General features: G+C 72.0%; 18 protein-coding genes. 8 read left to right on the top strand and 10 right to left on the bottom strand.

The window, feature by feature from the left end:
* Positions 1-762: a hydrogen peroxide-dependent heme synthase gene (gene hemQ / locus ACWC9R_RS25695; protein ID WP_450734898.1), complete on the bottom strand. Its 762-nt coding sequence runs from the start codon at positions 760-762 to the stop codon at positions 1-3.
* Positions 763-764: 2 nt separating this feature from the next.
* On the bottom strand, positions 765-2,225 hold the full coding sequence (hemG, locus tag ACWC9R_RS25690; RefSeq protein WP_450734896.1) for a protoporphyrinogen oxidase: 1,461 nt from the start codon (positions 2,223-2,225) through the stop codon (positions 765-767).
* Between the two features lie 298 nt (positions 2,226-2,523).
* Between hemG and ACWC9R_RS25685 the strand changes: the two genes are divergently transcribed.
* Together ACWC9R_RS25685 and ACWC9R_RS25680 are read left to right on the top strand one after the other, a co-directional pair.
* On the top strand, positions 2,524-3,720 hold the full coding sequence (locus ACWC9R_RS25685; protein WP_450734894.1) for a thiolase family protein: 1,197 nt from the start codon (positions 2,524-2,526) through the stop codon (positions 3,718-3,720).
* A gap of 149 nt (positions 3,721-3,869) precedes the next feature.
* Positions 3,870-5,252: an FAD-dependent oxidoreductase gene (locus tag ACWC9R_RS25680; RefSeq protein WP_450734892.1), complete on the top strand. Its 1,383-nt coding sequence runs from the start codon at positions 3,870-3,872 to the stop codon at positions 5,250-5,252.
* A 52-nt stretch (positions 5,253-5,304) separates the two neighbouring features.
* Here ACWC9R_RS25680 and hemE read toward each other — a convergent pair whose 3' ends face one another.
* Entirely contained in the window at positions 5,305-6,372 is a 1,068-nt protein-coding gene (gene hemE / locus ACWC9R_RS25675) for a uroporphyrinogen decarboxylase (RefSeq protein WP_450734890.1), read from the bottom strand.
* Positions 6,373-6,519: 147 nt separating this feature from the next.
* Here hemE and ACWC9R_RS25670 point away from each other — a divergent pair, with 147 nt between their 5' ends.
* The 3 genes from ACWC9R_RS25670 to ACWC9R_RS25660 all read left to right on the top strand — a co-directional run bounded on the left by ACWC9R_RS25670 (position 6,520) and on the right by ACWC9R_RS25660 (position 9,533).
* Entirely contained in the window at positions 6,520-7,176 is a 657-nt protein-coding gene (locus ACWC9R_RS25670; RefSeq protein WP_450734889.1) for a DUF3000 domain-containing protein, read from the top strand.
* 342 nt (positions 7,177-7,518) lie between these two features.
* Positions 7,519-8,181, top strand: a complete 663-nt coding sequence (locus tag ACWC9R_RS25665; RefSeq protein WP_018536954.1) for a response regulator transcription factor — start codon at positions 7,519-7,521, stop codon at positions 8,179-8,181.
* 77 nt (positions 8,182-8,258) lie between these two features.
* A complete protein-coding gene (locus ACWC9R_RS25660; protein WP_450734887.1) occupies positions 8,259-9,533 on the top strand; it encodes an HRDC domain-containing protein in 1,275 nt (424 codons plus the stop codon).
* 96 nt (positions 9,534-9,629) lie between these two features.
* Here ACWC9R_RS25660 and ACWC9R_RS25655 read toward each other — a convergent pair whose 3' ends face one another.
* A complete protein-coding gene (locus ACWC9R_RS25655; protein ID WP_450734885.1) occupies positions 9,630-10,319 on the bottom strand; it encodes a PepSY domain-containing protein in 690 nt (229 codons plus the stop codon).
* Between the two features lie 250 nt (positions 10,320-10,569).
* Here ACWC9R_RS25655 and ACWC9R_RS25650 point away from each other — a divergent pair, with 250 nt between their 5' ends.
* The 3 genes from ACWC9R_RS25650 (at position 10,570) to ACWC9R_RS25640 (ending at position 14,428) form a co-directional block, all read left to right on the top strand.
* Positions 10,570-11,796 carry a thiolase family protein gene (locus tag ACWC9R_RS25650; RefSeq protein WP_450734884.1) on the top strand — a complete coding sequence of 409 codons (1,227 nt, stop codon included), beginning with the start codon at positions 10,570-10,572 and terminating at the stop codon, positions 11,794-11,796.
* Positions 11,793-13,928: a 3-hydroxyacyl-CoA dehydrogenase NAD-binding domain-containing protein gene (locus tag ACWC9R_RS25645; RefSeq protein ID WP_450734883.1), complete on the top strand. Its 2,136-nt coding sequence runs from the start codon at positions 11,793-11,795 to the stop codon at positions 13,926-13,928. Before ACWC9R_RS25650 ends, ACWC9R_RS25645 begins: the two co-directional genes overlap by 4 nt.
* 101 nt (positions 13,929-14,029) lie before the next feature.
* Complete coding sequence (locus ACWC9R_RS25640) at positions 14,030-14,428, top strand: NTP pyrophosphohydrolase (protein ID WP_450734881.1); 399 nt, start codon at positions 14,030-14,032, stop codon at positions 14,426-14,428.
* A gap of 75 nt (positions 14,429-14,503) precedes the next feature.
* Here ACWC9R_RS25640 and ACWC9R_RS25635 read toward each other — a convergent pair whose 3' ends face one another.
* The 6 genes from ACWC9R_RS25635 to ACWC9R_RS25610 form a co-directional block, all read right to left on the bottom strand.
* Positions 14,504-16,027 carry an amino acid permease gene (locus tag ACWC9R_RS25635; RefSeq protein WP_450734879.1) on the bottom strand — a complete coding sequence of 508 codons (1,524 nt, stop codon included), beginning with the start codon at positions 16,025-16,027 and terminating at the stop codon, positions 14,504-14,506.
* Positions 16,028-16,223: 196 nt separating this feature from the next.
* Positions 16,224-18,269, bottom strand: a complete 2,046-nt coding sequence (gene dxs, locus ACWC9R_RS25630; RefSeq protein WP_450734878.1) for a 1-deoxy-D-xylulose-5-phosphate synthase — start codon at positions 18,267-18,269, stop codon at positions 16,224-16,226.
* Positions 18,270-18,484: 215 nt separating this feature from the next.
* Positions 18,485-19,792 (bottom strand): sugar ABC transporter permease, encoded by a 1,308-nt coding sequence (locus tag ACWC9R_RS25625; RefSeq protein ID WP_450734876.1) that lies wholly within the window; start codon positions 19,790-19,792, stop codon positions 18,485-18,487.
* Complete coding sequence (locus ACWC9R_RS25620) at positions 19,789-20,589, bottom strand: ATP-binding cassette domain-containing protein (RefSeq protein ID WP_362607225.1); 801 nt, start codon at positions 20,587-20,589, stop codon at positions 19,789-19,791. The genes ACWC9R_RS25625 and ACWC9R_RS25620 overlap by 4 nt, the downstream gene beginning before the upstream one ends.
* 225 nt (positions 20,590-20,814) lie before the next feature.
* Positions 20,815-21,909 (bottom strand): substrate-binding domain-containing protein, encoded by a 1,095-nt coding sequence (locus tag ACWC9R_RS25615; RefSeq protein WP_450734873.1) that lies wholly within the window; start codon positions 21,907-21,909, stop codon positions 20,815-20,817.
* A 140-nt stretch (positions 21,910-22,049) separates the two neighbouring features.
* Positions 22,050-23,249, bottom strand: coding sequence for an ROK family transcriptional regulator (locus tag ACWC9R_RS25610; RefSeq protein WP_450734871.1), 1,200 nt, complete (start codon positions 23,247-23,249; stop codon positions 22,050-22,052).
* Positions 23,250-23,375 lie beyond the last annotated feature (126 nt).

Below are 23,375 nucleotides of genomic sequence, written 5' to 3'. Positions count from 1 at the left end.
TTACGCCAGGCCCGCGACCAGCTCGGAGACGGGCTTGCGCCGCCCCGTGTAGAACGGGATCTCCTCGCGGACGTGCATCCGCGCCTCGGAGCCGCGCAGATGACGCATCAGGTCGACGATGCGGTAGAGCTCATCGGCCTCGAACGCCAGCACCCACTCGTAGTCGCCCAGCGAGAACGACGGCACGGTGTTGGCGCGCACGTCCGGGAAGCCGCGGGCCATCTTGCCGTGGTCGGCCAGCATCCGGCGGCGGTCCTCGTCGGGGAGGAGGTACCACTCGTAGGAGCGCACGAAGGGGTAGACGCTCACATAGGCGCGCGGCTGCTCGTCGGCCAGGAAGGCCGGGATGTGCGACTTGTTGAACTCGGCGGGGCGGTGCAGCGCCATGTTCGACCACACCGGCTCCAGCGCACGGCCGAGACGGGTGCGGCGGAAGAGGTTGTACGCCTCCTGGAGGGCGTCCGAGCTCTCCGAGTGCCACCAGATCATCAGGTCCGCGTCCGCCCGCAGGCCGGACACGTCGTAGGTGCCGCGGACCACCACGTCCTTGGCCGCGAGCTGCGCGAACAGCTCCTCGACCTCGTCGGCGTAGCCGCCGCGGTCCTCCGGGAGGACGTCGCGCAGCTTGAACACGGACCAGAGGGTGTAGCGGATGACCTCGTTGAGGTCCTTGGCCTTCTTGCCGGCGTGCGGCACCTTCTCGGGCGCCGCGGGGGTCTGCGGCGCGGAAGCGGGAGTGGAAGCGTCTGTCATGTCGTCCATTCTCACTCGGCGGCGACGGTGTCCGGCGTCAGGGTGCCGAGGAGCTCGTCCGCGGCGCGGCGCGCCGAGCCGATGCAGGCCGGGATGCCGACGCCGTCATAGACCGCGCCGCACACCCGCAGCGCACCGGGCATCCGGGCGACCGCCTCCCGGATGCCGGCGACCCGTGCCAGATGGCCGACGGAGTACTGCGGCAGGCCGTCGTCCCAGCGGGTGACCGTGCTCGCCACCGGCCGGGCGGTCAGGCCGACCGCCGCGCCGAGGTCGGCGAGCGAGAGGTCGACCAGCTCGGAGTCCTCGCGCTGGAGGTCGGCGGTCTCCTGGTATCTGCCGACGGAGGTGCGCAGCACGAACAGGTCGGGGTCGGCGGCGCCGATCCAGCCCCATTTGCTGCTGGCGAAGGTCGAGGCCTTGATGCGGCGGCCGTCGACGGGCGGCACGAGGAAGCCGCTGCCGCCGGGCACCCGGTCCAGGTCGGCGCGGCGGAAGGCCATGGTGACCAGCGCCATCGAGGCGTAGTCGACGGTGTCCAGCGCGGCGGCCGCGTCCGGGCACCCGTCGCGCAGCAGGCCGGCCGCGGCGCCCGCGGGCGCGGCCATGACGACCGCGTCGGCCGTGAGCGTCCGGTCCCCGAGGCGGACCTGCCAGCCTTCCTGCGCGGACCAGTGGAGGGCCTGGACGGGGGTGCCGAGGTGGATCTCGCCGCCGGCCCGGCGTACGGCCTCGGCGACGGCGGCCGGCAGCGTCCCGATCCCGCCGTCGATGCCCATGAAGACCGGAGGGGTCCGGTCCGGCCCGCCCGGTGGGGCGCCGGCGGCGGTGCGCGCCTGGAGGGCCCGTACGCCCTCGATCAGGGAGCGCTGTGACCGGGCGGCCTCGTAGAGCTGCGGGACGGCGGCGCGCATCGAGATGCGGTAGGCGTCGCCCGCGTAGACGCCGCCGAGCAGCGGCTCGACGAGCCGGTCGACGACCTCCCGGCCGAGCCGGGCGGCGACGTACGCGCCGACCGCGACGTCCTCGCCGGCCTCGGTCCGCGCCAGCGTCTCGTCCTCGGCGATCCGCGCCATCCCGTCCGGCGAGATCACCCCGGAGGCGGCGAGCGGTCCGAGGTCCCCGGGGACGCCCATGACATGCCCCTTGGGCATCGGGCGCAGCGCGCCGCGGGTCCACAGCGACGCGCCGGCCGTGGCGGGCGGCTGGAGCCGGTCGCCGATCCCGACGGCGCGCGCGAGGTCCACCGCCTCGGGGCGCCTGGCCAGCATCGATTCGGCGCCGAGATCGACCGGGACGCCCGCGAGGGCGCCGGCGCGCAGCTTGCCGCCGAGCCGGCCGGAGGCCTCCAGGACGGTCACCCGGGCGCCGCCTTCGAGCAGGCGGTGCGCGGCCGCCAGCCCGGAGATGCCTCCCCCGATGACGACGGCATGACCGGGCCCCGGGCCCGTACGGGTGTGCGCTGCGCTCATGCCTCCACTCTCTCAGAGCCCACTGACACGGCCGTGACCGGATCACGGCGCACGGACGGCGCCCCGCCCGGTCGCTGTCCCCCGAAGGACGGGCGGTGGCGGGCCACTTCGCGGGGGCGGCCGGTCCCGCTGAGGCGCCCGGGGCCGCCGGTCCGGCCGGAGCGTCCACCACGGCCGGGAAGGCTGACCGAGAGCCCCGTTGACAGCGGGCAGCGGCGGGCAAAGACTCGTGGTCGGCGGGCGGCGATCTTCGTACCGCCGAACCGACGTCGAGCCGGGACAGCGAGGACAGCGCCTGATGACCGACCCACGCGTACGGGATGTGTACATCGTCGATGCCGTACGGACCCCCGTCGGCAAGTACGGCGGCGCGCTGGCCGGGGTGCGGCCCGACGACCTCGCCGCCCATGTGGTCAAGGCCCTGGTGGACCGCACTCCCGGCCTCGACCCGGCGCGGATCGACGACGTCTGCTTCGGCGACGCCAACGGCGCGGGCGAGGACAACCGCAACGTGGCGCGGATGGCGGTGCTGCTCGCCGGGCTGCCGGTGACCGTCCCGGGCGTGACCGTGAACCGCCTGTGCGGGTCCGGTCTGGAGGCGGTCATCCAGGCGTCCCGCGCCATCGCGCACGGCGACGCGCACATCGCGGTGGCGGGCGGCGTGGAGTCGATGAGCCGTGCGCCCTATGTGCTGCGCAAGCCCGAACGGGCCTTTCCCGCGGGCCATCAGGAGATGTTCTCCTCGACGCTGGGCTGGCGGATGGTCAATCCGCGGATGCAGCCGGAGTGGACGGTCGCGCTGGGCGAGGGCGCCGAGCTGATCGCCGACCAGCACGGCATCACCCGCGAACAGCAGGACGTGTTCGCGCTGGCCAGCCACCAGAAGGCGGTGCGTGCCTGGCAGGAGGGCGCCTACGACGCCGAGGTCGTGCCGCTGCCGGACGTGGACCTGCTGCGTGACGAGACGATCCGGGAGGCGTCGTCCCTGGAGTCGCTGTCGAAGCTGAAGCCGGTGTTCCGCCCGGCCGGCGGCACGGTCACGGCCGGGAACTCCTCCCCGCTCAACGACGGTGCGGCGGCGCTGCTGCTGGTCGACGAGGAGGGGCTGCGGGCGACCGGGCGGGAGCCGCTGGCCCGTATCCGTGCGAGCGCGGTGACCGGCATCGAGCCGCAGCTGTTCGGCCTGGGCCCGGTGGAGGCGGTACGGCGCGCGCTGGAGCGGTCCGGGCGCGGCTTCGGCGAGGTGGCGGCCTTCGAGCTCAACGAGGCGTTCGCGGCGCAGGCGTTGGGCTGTATCGGGCAGTGGCCGGAACTGGACCCCGCGGTGGTCAATCAGCGCGGCGGCGCCATCGCCATCGGCCATCCGCTGGGTGCGTCCGGCGCCCGTCTCGCGGGCTCGGTGGCGCACCAACTCGCCGCGCTGGGCTCGGGTACCGGGCTCGCCGCGCTGTGCATCGGCGTCGGCCAGGGCCTCGCGCTGGTCCTGGAGCGCTGAGGCCCGGCTCCGCGCGGCGCCGGCCCCGGCCGTCCCGCGCGGACGCCGTGCGGGCCGTAACGTGACGTACCCGGACCGGCGGCCCGTCCAGGCGACGGTGGCACCGGGACACCCGCACGAGGCGGCACCACGGCGAAGGGGCACACGGTATGGCGGCGGAGCGGCTGGTGGTCATCGGGGGCGATGCGGCGGGGATGGCCGCGGCCTCGCAGGCACGCCGGCTGCGGAAGCCCGGCGAGCTGGCGATCACCGCCTTCGAGCGCGGCCACTTCACCTCGTACTCGGCGTGCGGCATCCCGTACTGGGTGGGCGGCGACGTCGACGGCCCGGACGCGTTGATCGCCCGTACAGCCGAGGAGCACCGGGCCCGCGAGATCGATCTGCGGATGCGTACCGAGGTCACCGAACTCGACCTGGACCGCGGCCGGGTGCGCACCCGGGAGCTGGAGAACGGTGGCCGGGAGTCGTGGACCGGCTTCGACAAGCTGGTGATCGCCACCGGTGCCCGGCCGCGCCGCCCCGGCCTGCCGGGGATCGACGCGCCGGGGGTGCACGGGGTGCAGACCCTCGACGACGGCCAGGCCCTGCTGGACACCCTCGACGCGTCGTCCGGCCGGCGGGCGGTCGTCGTGGGCGCGGGCTACATCGGGGTGGAGATGGCCGAGGCACTGATCCGTCGCGGCTACCAGGTCACCGTCCTGGAGCAGAGCGCCCAGCCGATGTCCACGCTGGACCCGGACATGGGCGTGCTGGTCCATGAGGCGATGTGCGGGATGGGCATCGAGACGGTGTGCGGGACGACCGTCACCGGTGTGCTGACGGATGCGGCGGGGCGGGCCCGCGCGGTCACCACCGAGGACGCGGAGTACCCGGCGGACGTGGTCGTGCTGGGCATGGGGGTGCGGCCCGAGACCTCGCTCGCCGCCGCGGCCGGGCTGCCGCTGGGCGAGTCCGGCGGACTGCTGACCGATCTCGCGATGCGGGTCCGCGGCCAGGACCACATCTGGGCCGGCGGCGACTGTGTGGAGGTCCTGGACCTGGTCTCCGGGCATACCCGGCACATCGCGCTGGGCACCCACGCCAACAAGCACGGGCAGGTCATCGGCGCCAATGTGGGCGGCGGCTACGCCACCTTCCCCGGTGTCGTCGGCACCGCCGTCAGCAAGGTCTGCGATCTGGAGATCGCCCGGACGGGCCTGCTGGAGCGCCAGGCGCACGCCGCCGGACTGCGCTTCGTCACGGCGACCGTGGAGGCCACCAACCGCGCCGGCTACTACCCCGGCGCCCGCCCGATGCACGTCAAGATGCTCGCCGAGCGCCGTACGGGCCGCCTGCTGGGGGTGCAGATCGTCGGCCGCGAGGGCGCCGGGAAGCGGGTGGACATCGCGGCGGTCGCGCTCACGGCCGGGATGACGGTGGAGCAGATGACCGCCCTCGACCTCGGCTACGCCCCGCCGTTCTCCCCGGTCTGGGACCCCGTCCTGGTGGCGGCCCGCAAGACGGTGAGCGCCGTACGGGCCGCGGGCGTCTGACGCCGCGGCACGGCGCCGGCCCCCGGCACGGCCGTCCCGGGGGCGCCGTCGTTCAGCGCGCCGTCTGGGTGTGCACGTACTCGACGAGGCGGGTCAGCGCGTCCGGGTCGGTGGTGGGCAGGACGCCGTGGCCGAGGTTGAAGACGTGGCCCTCCAGGCCGGCGGCCGCGTCGAGGACCTCACGGGCCTTGGTCTCGACGGCCTCGCGGGGGGCGAAGAGCACGGCCGGGTCGATGTTGCCCTGGAGCGCCTTGCCGGGGCCGACGCGGCGGGCCGCCTCGTCCAGCGGCACCCGCCAGTCGACGCCGACGACGTCCGCGCCCGCCTCGCCCATCAGGCCGAGGAGTTCACCGGTGCCGACGCCGAAGTGGATGCGCGGGACGCCCCGGCCCTCGACGGCGCGGAAGACCTTGGCGGAGGCCGGCATCACGGAGCGGCGGTAGTCGGCGGGCGAGAGCGCGCCGACCCAGGAGTCGAAGAGCTGCACCGCGCTCGCCCCGGCCGCGATCTGGACCTCCAGGAAGGTGGCGGTGATGTCGGCGAGCCGGTCCAGGAGGTCGGCCCACAGCTGCGGGTCGCCGTACATGAGGGCCTTGGTGCGCTCGTGGTTGCGCGACGGGCCGCCCTCGACGAGGTAGCTGGCGAGCGTGAAGGGGGCGCCGGCGAAGCCGATCAGCGGGGTGCCGCCCAGCTCGCGGACGAGCATGCCGATGGCCTCGGTGACGTAGGGGACGTCGCCGGGCTCCAGGCGGCGCAGCTGCTCCAGGTCGGCGCGGGTGCGGATCGGGTTCTCGACGACCGGGCCGACGCCGGGCTTGATGTCGAGGTCGATGCCGATGGCCTTGAGGGGCACGACGATGTCGCTGAAGTAGATGGCGGCGTCGACGTTGTGGCGGCGCACCGGCTGGAGCGTGATCTCGGTGACCAGATCGGGCCGCATGCACGAGTCGAGCATCGCGATGCCCTCGCGGACCTTGCGGTATTCGGGGAGCGAGCGTCCGGCCTGCCGCATGAACCACACCGGGGTGTGCGGCACCGGCTCACGGCGGCACGCCTTGAGGAAGGCCGAGTCTTGGGTACCGGTCTGCTGCTGGCCCGCGGGGCTGGGATTGGCGCTCACGCCCCAAATCTTCGCACGACGGGCCACCCGCCGATCGGGGCAGGTGGCCGTTATCTCCGCATGCGCCCGGGGGCACCTCCGAATGGGCGACGCGCGCACCGGGTGTCCTCCCCGTATGCGGGCCCGGTTCCGCCTAATCTTCCGGGCATGGCTGCGGCTCACGAACACCTCGCGGACAGCGCGGACGAGGCCCCGATCCCCTTCCGTCAGGCGGTCGAGGCGCTCCGCGCGGCACGACTGCGGCCGGAGATCGAGATCGATCCGACGCCCGCCCCGAAACGGCTCGCCCCGTTCGCGTACGCGCTGGAGGCCGCGGTCGTCGAGCGCGGCGCGGGTCCGGACGGCGAGGACCGGGACCTGGCGGACGGGCGGCTGGTGGTGCTGCACAACCCGGCCGGGGACGAGGCCTGGCACGGCACGTTCCGGGTGGTGACGCTGGCACGGGCGGAGCTGGAACCGGAGATGGGCGCCGATCCGCTGCTGCCGGAGGTGTCCTGGTCGTGGCTCACGGGGGCGCTGGACGCGCGCGGGGTGCACTACGGCGCGCCGAGCGGCACGGTCACCCGTGCCGGCTCGCACTACTTCGGCGGGCTCGCGGCGCGTGAACCCGCGACCCAGATCGAGATCCGGGCGTCCTGGACGCCGGCTGAGGGCCCCGGCGGGGTGCCGGATCTGGCGGCGCATCTGGCGTCGTGGTGCGATCTGCTGTGCCAGGTGGCGGGCCTGCCGCCGGCCCCGCTCGACATGACGACCCGCGGCGGGATCGTCCCGCTGCCCCAGCGCCGCGGCGCGCACCCGCGCTGACCTCGGCGTTTCCCCGCGGCCCTGCCGCACTGCCGCTGCCTGCCCCTTGCCGTTCCCCCCTGCCCGGCCGCGCCACGCCCGGCGCTGCCGTCTCCACCCGGTGAGGTCCGGTGACGCGGTACGGGCGGGATCGCGTACGGCTCTGATCACCTCGGAGCGTTCTGGGCACACACCCTGATCGCTCACCCATCCGATTTGCCCGAATTGCCCCTAACTAAATCGTGATCAAAGTCTAAAGTCCCGCCGGATTGCTGCCGAAGAGGTCAGTGACCCTTCAAACACGGATCATTCCGGCTCCCCCCAGCCGGCTTCCGTCCCCCGCCACTCCCCCCAGGAGGCCCGGTGTCTGTTCTCCTCGAGCAACCTTCGAGCCTGGTCGCCTACCGCCCGAACAAGCCGACGGCCATGGTCGTCGTGGCCGACCCTCGTGTGCGCTCCACCGTCACCCGCCACCTGTGGGCCCTCGGAGTGCGCGACGTGATCGAGGCGTCGTCGATCGCGGAGGCCCGTCCCCGCGTCGGCAATCCGCGCGACATCTGCGTTGCCGACGTCCACCTTCCCGACGGCTCCGGCCTCACGCTTCTGTCCGAGACCCGGGCGGCGGGGTGGCCCAACGGCCTCGCGCTGTCCGCGGCCGACGACATCGGCGCCGTACGCAACGCCCTGGCCGGCGGCGTCAAGGGCTATGTCGTCACCGGTACCCGTACCAACCTGGGCCTTCCCGGCCGTCCCGGCACCTCGCCCATCGGCGCCAACGCCGCCCGCATGCAGCGGCGCCCCCCGGGCGCCCCCGGTCACCCGGGCGGCTACCGGGAGCTGTCGGGGCGTGAGGTCGAGGTGTTGCGGCTGGTGGCGGAGGGCCAGTCCAACAAGGCCATCGGTGTCTCGATGGGGCTGTCGGCACTGACCGTCAAGAGCCATCTCGCCCGTATCGCCCGCAAGCTCGGCACCGGCGACCGGGCCGGAATGGTGGCGGTCGCACTGCGTACCGGCATCATCCACTGACCCACCGGACGACCGGCTCGCCCGTCGAGGGAACGTTCCCTCGACGGGCGACGTGCATACACAGATACCCTTGACTGGTGACCGACGCCCAAAAGACCGCAGCAGACACGACACTGCGAGCGACCGGAGACTCTCCTCCGGATACCCGACCGGCGCCGGTCCCTCTCCTGGAGCCCCGCGAGGGCGTCCCCCCGGTGACCGCCACCGACGAGGCGCTCGCCGAGGTCGTGGCCGCCTTCGCGGCCGGTACGGGCCCGGTGGCCGTCGACGCCGAGCGGGCCTCCGGCTACCGCTACGGCCAGCGCGCCTACCTCGTACAGCTCCGCCGCGAGGGCGCCGGCAGCGTGCTGGTCGACCCGGTCGGCTGCCCCGACCTGTCGGCGCTGGGGGAGGCGATCGGCGACGCCGAGTGGGTGCTGCACGCCGCCACCCAGGACCTGCCGTGTCTGCGTGACATAGGGATGGTCCCCACCCGGCTGTTCGACACCGAGCTCGCCGGACGGCTGGCCGGCTTCGCCCGGGTCGGCCTGGGCGCGATGGTCGAGAACGTGCTCGGCTTCGCCCTGGAGAAGGGCCACTCCGCCGTCGACTGGTCCACCCGCCCGCTGCCCGAGCCCTGGCTGCGCTATGCCGCGCTCGACGTCGAGCTGCTGGTGGACCTGCGGGACGCGCTGGAGGAGGAGCTGACGCAGCAGGGGAAGCTGGAGTGGGCCCGGCAGGAGTTCGCGGCGATCGCGGCCGCTCCCCCGCCGCCACCCCGCAAGGACCCCTGGCGCCGGACCTCCGGCATGCACAAGGTCCGCCGGCGCCGCCAGATGGCGGTCGTACGGGAGCTGTGGACGGCCCGTGACCAGGTCGCCCAGCGGCGCGATGTCTCGCCGGGCAAGGTGCTCGGGGACGCCGCGATCGTGGAGGCGGCGCTGAGCCTGCCGCCGAACAGTCACGCGCTGGCGGGGCTGCCCGGCTTTGGACACCGGATGGGCCGCCGTCAGCTGGAGCAGTGGCAGGCCGCCGTGGACCGCGCCCGTGCGCTGCCCGAGAGCGAGCTGCCGCAGCCCGGCCAGCCGCTCAACGGCCCGCCGCCGCCCCGCTCCTGGGCCGACAAGGACCCGGCCGCCGCGGCCCGGCTGTCGGCCGCCCGCGCGGGGGTCACCGCGCTCGCCGAGGAGCTGAACCTCCCGCAGGAGAACCTGATCACTCCGGACACGGTGCGCCGGCTGTGCTGGGAGCCGCCGGCCGAGCCGACCCGGGAGGCGGTTGCCGAGGTGCTGTCCGGCCACGGCGCCCGCCCCTGGCAGATCGAGCAGGTCGCGCCGCTGCTCACCGAGGCGCTGCTGACGGACGCCGGCTGACGCGACTGCCCCGGGCGGCGGAAGGTGCCGGCCCGGGGCAGTGCGTACGGTCACTCGGTACCGGTCGCTCGGTACCGGTCAGTCGGTCCTGGTCGCTCAGTCCTGGTCGACGTTCATCCACAGGACCTTGCGGTTGGTCGCGTCGATCTCGTAGGTCGTCTCGTTCCAGTCGTCGGGGGTCACCACGCCGACCGTCCACGCCACGGTGTCGTTGCCGTGGTCGGCGTCGCCCAGCTCGATGGTGGTGACGGTGCCCTTCGTCTTCTCGGTCGCCGTCTCCGCGGCCTGCTGGGCGGTGACCGTGGCCTTGGACAGCCGGCCGGCCAGCTCCTGCTTGTCGTCGGGGTCGTCCGACTGGGGCTGCGGCTTCTGGGCCTTGCCGGAGACCGCGTCGACGCGCACGGCGTACGCCGTCCCGTCGCTCGTCGCGACCGCGGTGTCCCAATACGGGCTGTCGGGCGTCCCCTTGAGCTCCGCGGCGATCGCCTCCGAGGACGGGACGGCCGCGATCGCCGCCTTCAGCGCCTGGCCGTAGTCCACCTTGGCCTTGGGGACCAGGGCCTTGCGCTGGGCCTGGTCCGAGCTGAGCGAACCGCTCGGGGAGGCGGCGGCGGTGGCGGGCACCGCCGCCGAGCCCGCGCTCTTCCGGGGACTTCCCGTGTCGTCGCTGTTCCCGCAGCCCGACAGCAGCGCGCCCGCGGCGGCGACGGCACAGACCAGTCCGATCGTGCGCGGCCCTGCCGGACGTCCGCGCCGGACCACGACACCACTCCTGTTCGTATCCATACGGGCACTTTAGGTGTGTGATGGGATGAATTGCCCCAAGACCCGACGGTGTTCCGTCGTTTTCGATCACCGGTTTCCGCCGGTTGCGGCGCACTCACCCCGTAGCCGGGGCATCCGCCGGGTGTGACCTTCAACGCTCCGGGCGGTGGGGGTGTGCAGCTTGGTTACCCGTAAGTAGCATGTCGGTGGGAAGCGCCCCGCGGGGCGCCCCGCAGCAGCAGTGCCACCCCGCACCTGGAGGAGAGCCAACGTGCCTCGTACCGCTAGGGACGTCGTCTTCGTCGACGGCGTCCGCACCCCGTTCGGCAAGGCGGGCCCGAAGGGCATCTACCACGAGACCCGCGCCGACGATCTCGTCGTGAAGGCCATCCGGGAGCTGCTGCGCCGCAACCCGGACCTGGACCCCGCGAAGATCGACGAGGTCGCCATCGCCGCCACCACCCAGATCGGTGACCAGGGCCTGACCATCGGCCGCACGGCCGGCATCCTCGCGGGCCTCCCGCAGTCCGTCCCCGGCTACTCCATCGACCGCATGTGCGCCGGTGCGCTGACCGCCGTCACGGCGACCGCCGGCTCCATCGCCTTCGGCGCGTACGACGCCGTCATCGCCGGTGGTGTCGAGCACATGGGCCGCCACCCCATGGGTGAGGGCGTGGACCCCAACCCGCGGTTCGTGAGCGAGAAGCTCGTCGACCAGTCGGCCCTGTTCATGGGCATGACGGCGGAGAACCTCCACGACCGCTACCCGCACATCACCAAGCAGCGGGCCGACGAGTACGCGGTGCGCTCGCAGGAGAAGGCGGCGAAGGCGTACGCGAACGGGAAGATCCAGCAGGATCTGGTGCCGGTCTCGGTGCGCAACACCAACGCGGAGGTCGGCGAGACGGGCTGGGGCCTGGTCACCGCCGACGAGCCGATGCGTCCGGGGACGACCCTGGAGAACCTCTCGGGCCTGAAGACGCCGTTCCGTACGCACGGCCGCGTCACCGCCGGTAACGCCGCCGGTCTCAACGACGGTGCCACCGCCTCGATCATCGCCTCCGAGGACTTCGCCCGGGAGAACGACCTCCCGGTGAAGATGCGCCTGGTCTCCTACGCCTTCGTCGGCGTCGAGCCCGAGGTCATGGGCTATGGCCCGATCCCGGCCACCGAGAAGGCGCTCGCCAAGGCGGGCCTGGGCATCGAGGACATCAACCTCTTCGAGATCAACGAGGCGTTCGCCGTGCAGGTGCTCGCCTTCCTCGACCACTACGGCATCGCCGACGACGACGCGCGCGTCAACCAGTACGGCGGCGCCATCGCCTTCGGCCACCCGCTGGCCTCCTCCGGCGTGCGGCTGATGACGCAGCTGGCCCGGCAGTTCGAGGAGCAGCCGGAGGTCCGCTACGGCCTGACCACCATGTGCGTCGGCTTCGGCATGGGCGCGACGGTCATCTGGGAGAACCCGAACCACAAGGACGCCGGAGGCGACAAGTGAGCACCACCACCACCGCCGAACTCCTGAAGGGCGCGGCCGAGCTGTTCCCCGACGAGGTCGTCACGTCGGCACACGTCCGCCACCTCGATCTGCCGTACGGCGCGGGCAGGTTCGCGCTGATCACGCTCGACAACGGCTTCGACCACACCAAGCCGACCACCTTCGGCCCCGGCTCGCTGGCGAACCTCAACGCCGCGCTCGACCAGGTCGAGAAGGAGGCCGCGGACGGCGACATCGTCGGCGTCGGCCTCACCGGCAAGCCGTTCATCTTCGCCGTCGGCGCCGACCTCAAGGGCGTCGAGCTGCTGAAGAAGCACGAGGACGCGCTGGCCATCGGCAAGGGCGGCCACGAGGTCTTCAAGCGGCTGGCCGGGCTGGCCGTGCCGACCTTCGCTTACTACAACGGTGCGGCGATGGGCGGCGGTGTCGAGGCCGGTCTGCACTGCTCGTACCGCACGGTCTCCAAGGCCCTCCCGGCCTTCTCGCTGCCCGAGGTCTTCCTCGGTCTCGTCCCGGGCTGGGGCGGCTGCGCGCTGCTGCCGAACCTCATCGGCGCGGACAAGGCCGTCTCGGTCATCATCGAGAACTCCCTGAACCAGAACAAGCAGCTCAAGGGCCAGCAGGTCTTCGACCTCGGCATCGCGGACGCGATCTTCGAGGGCGCGGACTTCCTGGAGCAGTCGCTGATCTGGACGGCGAACGTCCTCAAGGGCGACGTCACCGTCGAGCGCCCCGAGATCGACCGCGGTGAGGGCTGGGACCAGGCCGTCGCCAAGGGCCGGTTCATCGCCGACGGCAAGGTGCACGGCGCCGCTCCGGCCGCCTACCGGGCGCTGGACATCATCGCCGCCGCCAAGGACGGCGACCTGCAGGCCGGTTTCGACGCCGAGGACCAGGCCCTGGCGGACCTGATCATGGGCGGCGAGCTCCGCGCCGGCATCTACTCGTTCAACCTGGTGCAGAAGCGTGCCAAGCGGCCCGCGGGTGCGCCGGACAAGAACCTGGCGCGTCCGGTCAGCAAGGTCGGTGTCGTCGGCGCCGGTCTGATGGCCTCGCAGCTGGCCCTGCTGTTCCTGCGCCGCCTGGAGGTGCCGGTCGTGCTGACCGACATCGACCAGGAGCGCGTCGACAAGGGTGTGGGCTATGTCCACGCCGAGATCGACAAGCTGCTCGGCAAGGGCCGGATCAACCAGGACAAGGCCAACCGCCTCAAGGCCCTGGTCTCCGGTGTCCTCGACAAGGCCGAGGGCTTCTCCGACGCCGACTTCATCATCGAGGCGGTCTTCGAGGAGATCGGCGTCAAGCAGACGGTGTTCGCCGAGGTCGAGGCCGTCGCCCCGGCGCACGCCATCCTCGCCACCAACACCTCCTCGCTGTCGGTCACCGAGATGGCGTCGAAGCTGAAGCACCCCGAGCGGGTCGTCGGCTTCCACTTCTTCAACCCGGTCGCGATCCTCCCGCTGCTGGAGATCGTGCGCGGCGAGAAGACCGATGACGCCTCGCTGGCCACCGCGTTCGGTGTCGCCAAGAAGCTGAAGAAGACCGCGGTGCTCACCAAGGACGCCCCGGCGTTCGTGGTCAACCGCATCCTGACCCGCTTCATGGGCGAGATCCAGAACGTCATCGACGAGGGCACCCCGGTCGAGACCGCGGAGAAGGCCATCGAGCCGCTCGGTCTGCCGATGTCGCCGCTGGTGCTGCTGGAGCTGGTCGGCCCGGCGATCGGTCTGCACGTCTCCGAGACGCTCAACCGCTCCTTCCCGGACCGCTTCAAGGTGTCCCCGAACCTCAAGGCCGTCGTCGAGGCCGGCAAGCGCGGCTTCTACGTCTACGACTCCGGCGCGCCGGTGCTGGACCCCGAGGTCGCCGCGCTCCTCAAGCAGGGCGAGGTCGTCCTGACGGAGGAGCAGGTCCGCGAGCGCGTCCTGGACGCGGTGGCGCAGGAGATCCGCCTGATGCTGGACGAGGGCGTGGTCGCCGAGGCGCAGGACATCGACCTGTGCCTGATCACCGGCGCCGGCTGGCCCTTCCACCTGGGCGGCATCACGCCGTACCTGGACCGCGCGGGTGTCTCCGAGCGGGCGACCGGCAAGAAGTTCCTGGCCCCGGGTGTCGCGAGCGTGCCCGCCTAAGGGTGCACAGCTGACAGCGGGAAGCGCGGGCCGGCTCGGCGGAGCCGGCCCGCGCTTCCGTGTGTCCGGCCGGCGGCGGCCCGGCATGGGAGGCTGGCGCCATGGATTCCTTGGTGATCGTCGATGCCGCGAACGTCGTCGGCTCGGTGCCCGACGGCTGGTGGCGGGACCGGCACGGGGCTGCGGAGCGGCTGCGCGACGCGCTGCCCGGCTACGTCGCCGGGGGGCTGCCGGGGCTCATGGCGCCGCCTCTGGAGATGGTTCTGGTGGTGGAGGGCGCGGCGCGCGGCGTCGCGTCCGTCGAGGGCGTCCGGGTGGTGCCGGCGGACGGCAGCGGCGACGACCGGATCGTGCGGCTGGTGGCGGACGAGGGCGACGGGCGGGACTGTCTGGTGGTCACCGCGGACCGCGGGCTGCGGGAGCGGGTCCAGGCGCTGGGCGCCCGGGTGACGGGGCCGCGGGCGGTGTGGGGCCGGGGGCGCGGCGGGGACCGCGGGTAGCGCGGCACGGCCCCGCACACCGCAGCGGGAGCGGCGTACGGGGCCGGCCGGAGGGTCCGGGAGGGCCGTGGCGGGTCAGTCCCGGGACGGGCGGCTGCGGAGGCCGAGGCGGCTGTGCCCGCGCCCGTAGAGGAAGTAGATGGCGAAGCCGGCCACCATCCAGATCCCGAACCGGACCCAGGTCTCGGCGGGCAGATTGAGCATCAGCCACACCGAGGCCGCCACCGAGAGCACCGGCACCAGCGGCACCAGCGGGGTGCGGAAGGAGCGGGGCAGATCGGGCCGGGAGCGGCGGAGCAGGACGACGCCGACGGCGACCACGACGAACGCGAACAGGGTGCCGATGTTGACCAGTTCGGCGAGTTCGTCGATCGAGGTGAAACCGGCGACGACGGCGACGACGACGCCCAGCACGACGGTCGACCGGTAGGGGGTGCCGAACCGGGGATGGGACCGCGAGAAGATCCGCGGCAGCAGCCCGTCCCGGCTCATCGCGAAGAACACCCGGCTCTGGCCGAGCAGCAGGATCAGACAGACGGAGGTCAGGCCGACGGCGGCGCCGAAGCTGATCACGCCCGCGTAGAAGGGGTGTCCGAGGTCCTTGAAGGCGTCGGCGAGCGGGGCGTCGGTGGAGAGCTTGCTGTACTTCTGCATCCCGGTCACGACGATCGACACGGCCACGTAGAGCAGCGTGCAGATGGCCAGGGAGCCGAGGATGCCGCGCGGTACGTCGCGCTGCGGGTGGCGGGTCTCCTCGGCGGCGGTGGCCACGATGTCGAAGCCGATGAAGGCGAAGAAGACCACGGCCGCCGCGGCGAAGATGCCCATGGTCCCGAAGTTGCCGGGGGTGAAGCCGAACATCAGCTGGGCCAGCGGCGCATTCAGCCCGCCGCCGGTCTCACTGGGCTCGCTGGGCGGGATGAACGGTGTGTAGTTGGCGCCGTTGATGAAGAAGGCACCGGCGACGATGACCAGCAGGACGACGGTGACCTTGATCCCGACGACCACCGCCGTCACCCGCGAGGACAGCTTCATCCCGAGCACCAGGATGCCGGTCAGCACCAGGACGAGCACGAAGGCGAGCAGGTCGAAGCCGAACTGCCCCTCATGGGTGCCGGACAGCCCGGCGGGCAGATGCAGCCCGGCGGAGTCCAGCAGGGAGCGCACATAGCCGGACCAGCCGACCGCCACCACCGCACAGCCCAGGGCGAGTTCCAGGATCAGGTCCCAGCCGATGATCCAGGCGGGCAGCTCGCCCAGCGAGGCGTACGCGAAGGTGTAGGCCGACCCGGCGACCGGGACGGTGGAGGCGAACTCGGCGTAACACAGCGCCGCCAGCGCGCAGACCACGCCCGCGACGACGAAGGACAGGGCGACGGCGGGGCCGGCCTGCTCCTTGGCGATTTTTCCGGTGAGAACGAAAATGCCGGTGCCGATGACGACACCGACACCGAAGACGGTCAGATCGAGCGCGGACAGCGATTTCTTGAGCGCGTGCTCCGGTTCCTCGGTATCCAGGATCGACTGCTCCACAGTCTTCGTCCGGAACAGACCGCGACTGCGGCGTGAATCGTGTGGTGTGCCGTGCTGTGTGCTCATGGGCGAACCTCCGCCTGGACGACCCTCGCAACTCTCCTGAACTGACCGAGTCTCCGCAATGTCGGGAAACAGTCAGCTTCGGCGGGCCTCCGGGCGTCGGGGATTCACCCGATGGGGTGCGGCCGTACGCATGCCGATGGGCCGGGCGGAACATCCGTACGGATGACCGGCCCGGCCCATCGTGCCGTCTGCGGGATCAGTCGCGGGTGGCCTCGGCGGGCTCGGCCGCGCCCTTGACGCGGGCGGCCCCGGAGGCCTCCGCGGTGTCCGTGTCGTCCCCGCCGACCGGGCGGAGCGACTGGGACAGGCCGTCGATCTTGGAGACCAGGCCGGTCACCTGGCGGGCGATGTCCGGCGCGGTGAGCCCGATCTCCGCCATGACCTCCTTGCGGGAGGCGTGGTCGAGGAACTGCTCGGGGATGCCGAAGTCACGCAGCGGCAGGTCCACCCCGGCGTCGCGCAGCGCCTGGGCGACGGCCGAACCGACACCGCCGGAGCGGACGTTGTCCTCGACGGTGACCACGACCCGGTGCTTGGCGGCCAGCCCCGGCAGCGCCGCGTCGACCGGCTTGACCCAGCGGGGGTCGACGACGGTGGCGGAGATGCCCTGCTTGTCCAGGAGGTCGGCGATCTCCAGGCACATCGGGGCGAGCGCACCGACGGACACCAGGAGGACGTCGGGCCGGGTGACGCCCTCGGCGGGCTCGCGCAGCACGTCCATGCCGCCGACCCGTCCGACGGCCTCGACGGCGGGGCCGACGGCGCCCTTGGAGTAGCGCACCACGGTGGGCGCGTCGTCGACCTCGACGGCCTCGCGCAGCTGGGCGCGGACCTGGTCGGCGTCGCGCGGCGCGGCGATCCGCAGCCCCGGTACGACCTGGAGGATCGACATGTCCCACATGCCGTTGTGGGAGGCGCCGTCGGTACCGGTGACGCCGGCCCGGTCCAGCACGAAGGTGACACCGCACTTGTGCAGCGCCACGTCCATCAGCACCTGGTCGAAGGCGCGGTTGAGGAAGGTGGCGTAGACGGCGAAGACCGGGTGCAGACCGCCGGTGGCCATGCCCGCGGCGGAGACCGCGCCGTGCTGTTCGGCGATGCCGACGTCGAAGACGCGGTCGGGGAAGGCCTTGGCGAACTTGTCCAGGCCGACGGGCTGCAGCATGGCCGCCGTGATGGCGACGATGTCCTCGCGCTCCTTGCCCAGCTCGACCATCTCGTCGCCGAAGACGGAGGTCCAGTCCTTGCCGCCCGAGGAGAGGGGCAGGCCCGTGTCGGGGTGGATCTTGCCGACGGCGTGGAAGCGGTCCGCCTCGTCCTGGAGGGCGGGCTGGTAGCCGCGGCCCTTCTCGGTCAGGCAGTGGACGATGACCGGGCCGCCGAAGCGCTTGGCGCGCGTCAGGGCGGACTCCAGCGCCTCGATGTCATGACCGTCGATCGGGCCGACGTACTTGAGGCCCAGGTCCTCGAACATGCCCTGGGGGGCGATGAAGTCCTTGAGGCCCTTCTTGGCGCCGTGCAGGGTCTCGTAGAGCGGCTTGCCGACGACGGGCGTGCGCTCCAGCAGGTCCTTGCCGCGGGCCAGGAAGCGCTCGTAGCCGTCCGTGGTGCGCAGGGTCGCCAGGTGGTTGGCGAGGCCGCCGATGGTCGGCGCGTAGGAGCGCTCGTTGTCGTTGACGACGATGACGAGCGGGCGGTCCTTGGCGTCGGCGATGTTGTTCAGCGCCTCCCAGGCCATGCCGCCGGTCAGCGCACCGTCGCCGATGACCGCGGCGACCCGGTTGTCCGAACCGCGCACCTCGTTGGCCTTGGCGATGCCCTCGGCCCAGCCCAGCACCGTGGAGGCGTGGCTGTTCTCGATGACGTCGTGCTCGGACTCGGCGCGCGAGGGGTAACCGGACAGGCCGCCCTTCGCCTTGAGCTTGGAGAAGTCCTGACGGCCGGTGAGCAGCTTGTGGACGTAGGACTGGTGCCCGGTGTCGAAGAGCACCTTGTCCTTCGGCGAGTCGAAGACCCGGTGCAGGGCGATGGTCAGCTCGACCACGCCGAGGTTCGGGCCGAGGTGCCCGCCGGTCTTGGACACCGCATCGACAAGGAAGGTACGGATCTCCCCCGCCAGCTGCCCGAGCTGCTCCGGGCTCAGTCGGTCCAGATCGCGCGGTCCCCTGATACGGGAAAGCAACGACCTCCCGTCGCCCGCCACCGCCCCGGCCGGACGCGCTTCGCGCGGCACCTCCTGCACCCCTGCCTCCTTGCTGCTTTGCTGCCGTGGATCGAGCTTGCCGATCAGACGAGTCTAATGTTGCGTCCGCTGTGGCGACGCCCGGGCCTTGCGATGTATGTCACTCGGGTGAACACGGGGGCCCGGCACGCCGCCCGGCGTACGGCGCCGCACACGGACCGGCCCCCACCGGATGATGCCCGGTGGGGGCCGGCGCCGTCGGACGGCTGCCGCGATCAGGTGCGTCCGGCCGTTTTCTGTGTCCGGCGGGAGACCGAGTCGATGACCACCGCGGCGAGCAGCACCGCACCGGTGATCATGTACTGGATCTCGCTCGCCATACCGAGCAGATTCAGGCCCTGCTGGATCGACTGAATGACCAGCATGCCCAGCAGCGCGGACCAGATCTTGCCACGGCCGCCGAAGAGGCTGGTCCCACCGATGACGGCCGCCGCGATGACGTTCATCAGGGTGTTGCCGGCCCCGAGGTTCTTGGTGGCGCCGCCGGAGAGGCTGGCGATGAACAGTCCGCCGAAAGCGGCGAGCATGCCGGAGACCGCGAAGACACTGATCCGGATCTTGTTCACATTGATACCGGCGCGGCGGGCCGCCTCGGCGTTGCCGCCGACCGCGAAGATCTGCCGGCCGTACGTGGTGCGGCGCACCACGAAGTCGGCGAGGACCAGGACCGCGAGGAACAGGACCAGGGCCAGCGGCAGGCCGCGGGCGCCGGCCGGCTCGTTCAGGACGTAGGCGACGACGAAGGCGAGCACCGCGACCACGCCGGTGCGCAGCAGGATCTCGCTGAGCGGCCGGGACGGCAGCGCGGCGGCCTTGCGGCGCCTGCTGTCCAGCAGCAGCGATCCGGCGTAGGCGAGGACCGCGACCAGCGCGAGACCGTAGGCCGCGGCCTTGTCCTCGAAGTAGTAGCCGGTGAGGTTCTCCACGACACTGCCGCTCGGCGTGTTGATGGAGCCTTCCTTGCCCATCATCCAGATCTGCAGGCCGCTCCAGCCGAGGAAACCGGCCAGCGTGACGACGAAGGCCGGCACGCCGATCTTGGCGAAAAAGAACCCGTGCAGGGCGCCGATGACGACACCGGTCGCGATGGCGATCAGCACCGCGAGCCAGTCGTTGACGCCGTTGGTGACGCTGAGCACGGCCCACACGGCCGCGCCGACGCCCGCCACCGAGCCGACGGACAGGTCGATCTCGCCGAGCAGCAGCACGAAGACGATGCCGACCGCCATGATGCCGAGGCCGGAGGTGTAGACGCCGATGTTGGCGAGGCTGTCCGCGGACAGGAAGCTGCTGTTCTTGAGCTGGAAGACGACCGCGATGACGAACAGGCCGATGACGACCGGCAGCGAGCCCAGCTCGCCCCCGCGCACCCGGCGCCTGAAGTCGCTGAGGTAGCCGGCGAAGCCCTGCTCGCGGACGAGCAGCCGGGGGTCGACGGCGGCGGCCTGGGCGGCGTCCGCCGCCGGGGCGGCCGGGGCCGCCGCGTCCTCGCCCGTCACGGGCTCCTTGGTGAGGTCAGTCATGCCCCGGCCTCCTTCTTCACCTGGTCCGTGCGCGCCTTGCGGCGGGTGACGGCGTTGTCCGAGGCGCCGGTGATGGCGGCGATGACCTCTTCGTGGGAGGTGCCCTCGACGTCGAAGACACCGTTGTTGCGGCCCAGCCGCAGCACCGCGACCCGGTCCGCGACGGCCTGCACATCGGCCATGTTGTGGCTGATGAGGATGACGCCCAGGCCGCGCTCCCGCAGCCGCTCGACGAGGTCGAGGACCTGCGCGGTCTGCTCGACACCGAGCGCGGCGGTGGGCTCGTCCAGGATGACGACCTTGGGGTCGCCGATCAGCGCGCGGGCGATGGCGACGACCTGCCGCTGGCCGCCGGAGAGCGCGGCGACCGGGATGCGGACGCTGGGGATGCGGATGGACAGGGTGTCCAGCAGCTCCTTGGCGCGCTTCTCCATCGCGATCTCGTCGAGGACACCGGCGGTGCGGATCTCGTTGCCGAGGAAGAGGTTGGCGACGACGTCGAGGTTGTCGCAGAGCGCGAGGTCCTGGTAGACGGTGGCGACGCCGAGTTCCTGGGCGTCGTGCGGCTTGCTGATGCGGACCGTCTCGCCCTGCCATTCAAGGGCGCCGTCGTCGACCGGGTGGACGCCCGAGATGGTCTTGACGAGGGTGGACTTGCCGGCGCCGTTGTCGCCGACGAGGGCGACCACCTCACCGGGGTGGATCTCCAGGGTGACGTCCGTGAGTGCCTGGACGGCGCCGAACCGCTTGGAGATTCCGCGCAACGCCAGCACAGGCGAAGCGGACACGTGAATCATCTCCTTCGCCGCCGTCACAACGGCGGGGATGGTGGTACGTGGAGCGGGGGGGCTTGCGAGGGGCGGTCCGGCGTCCGCGCCCGGGGAGGGGCGGCGCGGAGCGGTGGGGACCGGGGACAGGGCCGGGGCGGGGGCCGCGGGACGGTGCCGCGCGGCCCCGCCGGACGGGGAACGGGCCGGGGGCCGGGACGCCGGGGCCGGGGCGGCGCCGGAGGGCCCGGGGCCCTACTTGATGCCGGCCGCCTCGCAGGCCTTCTTGGCGTCGCCGGCGCAGATCTGGCTCGCCTTGTAGACCTTGTCCTTGATGATCGTGGAGGCGATGTTGTCCTTGGTCACGATCTGCGCGTCGTACAGCTTGGCCGGGATGTCCTTGGCCTCGCCGCTCAGGCTGTCGACCTTGGTGTCCGTCAGGGAGTCGATCTTCTCGCCCTTGAGCAGCTTGACGGCGATCTCGGCGGTGGAGTCGGCCTGCGGCTTGATCTGCTTGTAGATCGTGAACGCCTGGTCGCCCTTGAGTATCCGCTGCAGCCCCGCCAGCTCGGCGTCCTGGCCGCCGACCGGGACCTTGACGCCCTTCTGCTTGAGCGCGGTGACGATGCCGCCGGCCATGCCGTCGTTGCCGGAGTAGACGCCCTGGAAGCCGTCCTTGCCGAGCGAGTCGAGGGCGGCACCCATCTTCCGGTTGGCCTCGTCCGGCGACCAGTCGGGGATGTCCTGCTCGTACGCGATCTTCTTGACCTGCTTGTCGAGGACGCTGTGGGCGCCCTTCTTGAAGAACGGCATGTTCGGGTCGGTCGGCGAGCCGTTGATCATGACGACTTCGCTGTCCTTGGCCTTGTCGCCGAGCGCCTTGACCAGCGCCTCGCCCTGGAGGCGGCCGATCTTCTCGTTGTCGTAGGACACATAGGCTGAAATGTCGCCCTCGGCGAGCCGGTCGTAGGCGACGACCTTCACGCCCTTCTTGGCGGCCTGGTTCACCCAGGACTTGGTCGCCTTGTAGTCGACCGCGTCCAGAATGATCACCTTCACGCCCTGGGTGATCAGCGCGTCGAACTGCTTCTTCTGGTTCTCGGTGTCCTGCGAGGCGTTGTTGTACCGCACCTTGCAGTCGCTGCAGAGCGCCCCGATCTTCGACTCGATGAGCGGGCGGTCGAAGGTCTCGTAGCGGGTGGTCTTGTTCTCCGGCAGCAGCAGGCCGATCGTCTTGTTGTCGCCGCCGCCCGCCTTGTCGCCGTCGCCGGCCTTACCGCAGGCGGCCACGGAGAGCGCCATCGAGACGGCGGCAGTGCCTATGACGACGCGACGCGTCCAAACGTTCATTGAGGTTGCCTCCCTGACGTGGCCGCGTCGTTGCGGCCGAGGTGGCTGGAAGTCAACTCGGCCGCCAGCCGACCGTCAAGGAGTAAATCCTTAACGAGATGACAACGGTGCCATGCGTTAGCTGCGTGAACTCAGCGCGCTCAGGCCAGTGCGGGAGCGTCCGCCGGCAGACCGCCGTCGAGCAGGGTCGCGTCACCCATCTCGCTCAGCACCAGCGCCAGCGCGCCGAGCACCTCCGCCCGGCCCCCGAGGGTGCCCGGAACGATGCCCAACTGCCGGGCCGCGCTGGGGATCGCGTACCGGGAGACCGACTCACGAATCGGCGCGAGCACCAGCTCACCGGCCTCGGCGAGATCCCCGCCGAGCACCACCCGGCTGGGATTGAGCAGATTGCACAGATTCGCCACACCACTGCCGATATGGCGCCCGACGTCCGCGATGACCCGGCGGCAGCCCGGGTCGCCCTCGCGGGCCAGCTGGACCACCCGCGCCATGGTCAGGTCGGGCCCGTGGCTCGGCTGCAGCAGCGGGAGGACGTACCGGGCCGCGGTGAAGGTCTCCAGGCAGCCGCGGTTGCCGCAGCGGCACACCGGACCGGCCTCGTCCAGCGTGATGTGCCCGATCTCGCCCGCCGTGCCGCCCGGCCCGCGGTAGATCTGCCCGCTGATCACCAGCCCGGCGCCGACACCGCTGGCGACCTTGATGTACGCCAGGTCGGCGGCCCCGCGGCCACCGCCCCAGACCAGCTCGCCCAGCGCGCCGAGGTTGGCGTCGTTGTCGACGTGCACCGGCACCCCGAGGCGCCCCGACAGCTCCCGGCCGGGGTTCGTCCCCGTCCAGCCCGGCAGGATGGCCGTGGAGCCGAGCGTCCCGGACTCCACGTCGATGGGACCCGGCACGCCCAGACCGACGCCGACGACCTTGCCCGCGTCGATCCCGGTGGCCGCGATCAGCCGGTTGACCAGCTGTTCCGCCCGGTCGAAGCCCTCGGCGGCGGAGGCGTCCACATCGATCGGCTCGGCCTCCTCGGCGAGCACCTGGTGGGCGAGGTTGCCGACCGCCACCCGCAGATGGGAATGCCCGAAATCGACCCCCACGACGATGCCCGCGTCACCGGAGAGCGAGACGCTGCGCGCCCGCCGCCCGCCCGCCGAGGTCGGGGTCACCTCAACGGTCCCGCCGTCCTTCAACTCGCGAACGATGTTGGAGACGGTGGCCGCGGACAGCCCCGTGCTCCGGGCGATCTCCGCCTGCGTGAGTGAGCCCGCCATACGCACCGCGCGTACGACCCGCTCCAGATTGGCCCGGTGCAGCGAGGACTGCGAGCCCGGAGTCTCCATCGACTCATCCACTCCCGTCTGGGGCCGGGGACGCCCACCAGCCGAAGCCGGGGAGGCACGACCACCGCCCGCCGACCGCACCCACGTCCTCGGGGGGCGGCCATCGATTCAACATGTGAACTCTAA

This window comes from Streptomyces sp. NPDC001219 (assembly GCF_053597915.1).
This window is presented reverse-complemented; position numbering and strand designations above follow the sequence as displayed.

Excerpts from the sequence above, each read along its gene's own strand:
- hemQ (WP_450734898.1), bottom strand. The coding sequence starts at position 762 with ATGGACGACATGACAGACGCTTCCACTCCCGCTTCCGCGCCGCAGACC.
- hemG (WP_450734896.1), bottom strand. The coding sequence starts at position 2,225 with ATGAGCGCAGCGCACACCCGTACGGGCCCGGGGCCCGGTCATGCCGTC.
- ACWC9R_RS25685 (WP_450734894.1), top strand. The coding sequence starts at position 2,524 with ATGACCGACCCACGCGTACGGGATGTGTACATCGTCGATGCCGTACGG.
- ACWC9R_RS25680 (WP_450734892.1), top strand. The coding sequence starts at position 3,870 with ATGGCGGCGGAGCGGCTGGTGGTCATCGGGGGCGATGCGGCGGGGATG.
- ACWC9R_RS25670 (WP_450734889.1), top strand. The coding sequence starts at position 6,520 with ATGGCTGCGGCTCACGAACACCTCGCGGACAGCGCGGACGAGGCCCCG.
- ACWC9R_RS25655 (WP_450734885.1), bottom strand. The coding sequence starts at position 10,319 with ATGGATACGAACAGGAGTGGTGTCGTGGTCCGGCGCGGACGTCCGGCA.
- ACWC9R_RS25640 (WP_450734881.1), top strand. The coding sequence starts at position 14,030 with ATGGATTCCTTGGTGATCGTCGATGCCGCGAACGTCGTCGGCTCGGTG.
- ACWC9R_RS25635 (WP_450734879.1), bottom strand. The coding sequence starts at position 16,027 with ATGAGCACACAGCACGGCACACCACACGATTCACGCCGCAGTCGCGGT.
- ACWC9R_RS25625 (WP_450734876.1), bottom strand. The coding sequence starts at position 19,792 with ATGACTGACCTCACCAAGGAGCCCGTGACGGGCGAGGACGCGGCGGCC.
- ACWC9R_RS25620 (WP_362607225.1), bottom strand. The coding sequence starts at position 20,589 with ATGATTCACGTGTCCGCTTCGCCTGTGCTGGCGTTGCGCGGAATCTCC.
- ACWC9R_RS25615 (WP_450734873.1), bottom strand. The coding sequence starts at position 21,909 with ATGAACGTTTGGACGCGTCGCGTCGTCATAGGCACTGCCGCCGTCTCG.
- ACWC9R_RS25610 (WP_450734871.1), bottom strand. The coding sequence starts at position 23,249 with ATGGAGACTCCGGGCTCGCAGTCCTCGCTGCACCGGGCCAATCTGGAG.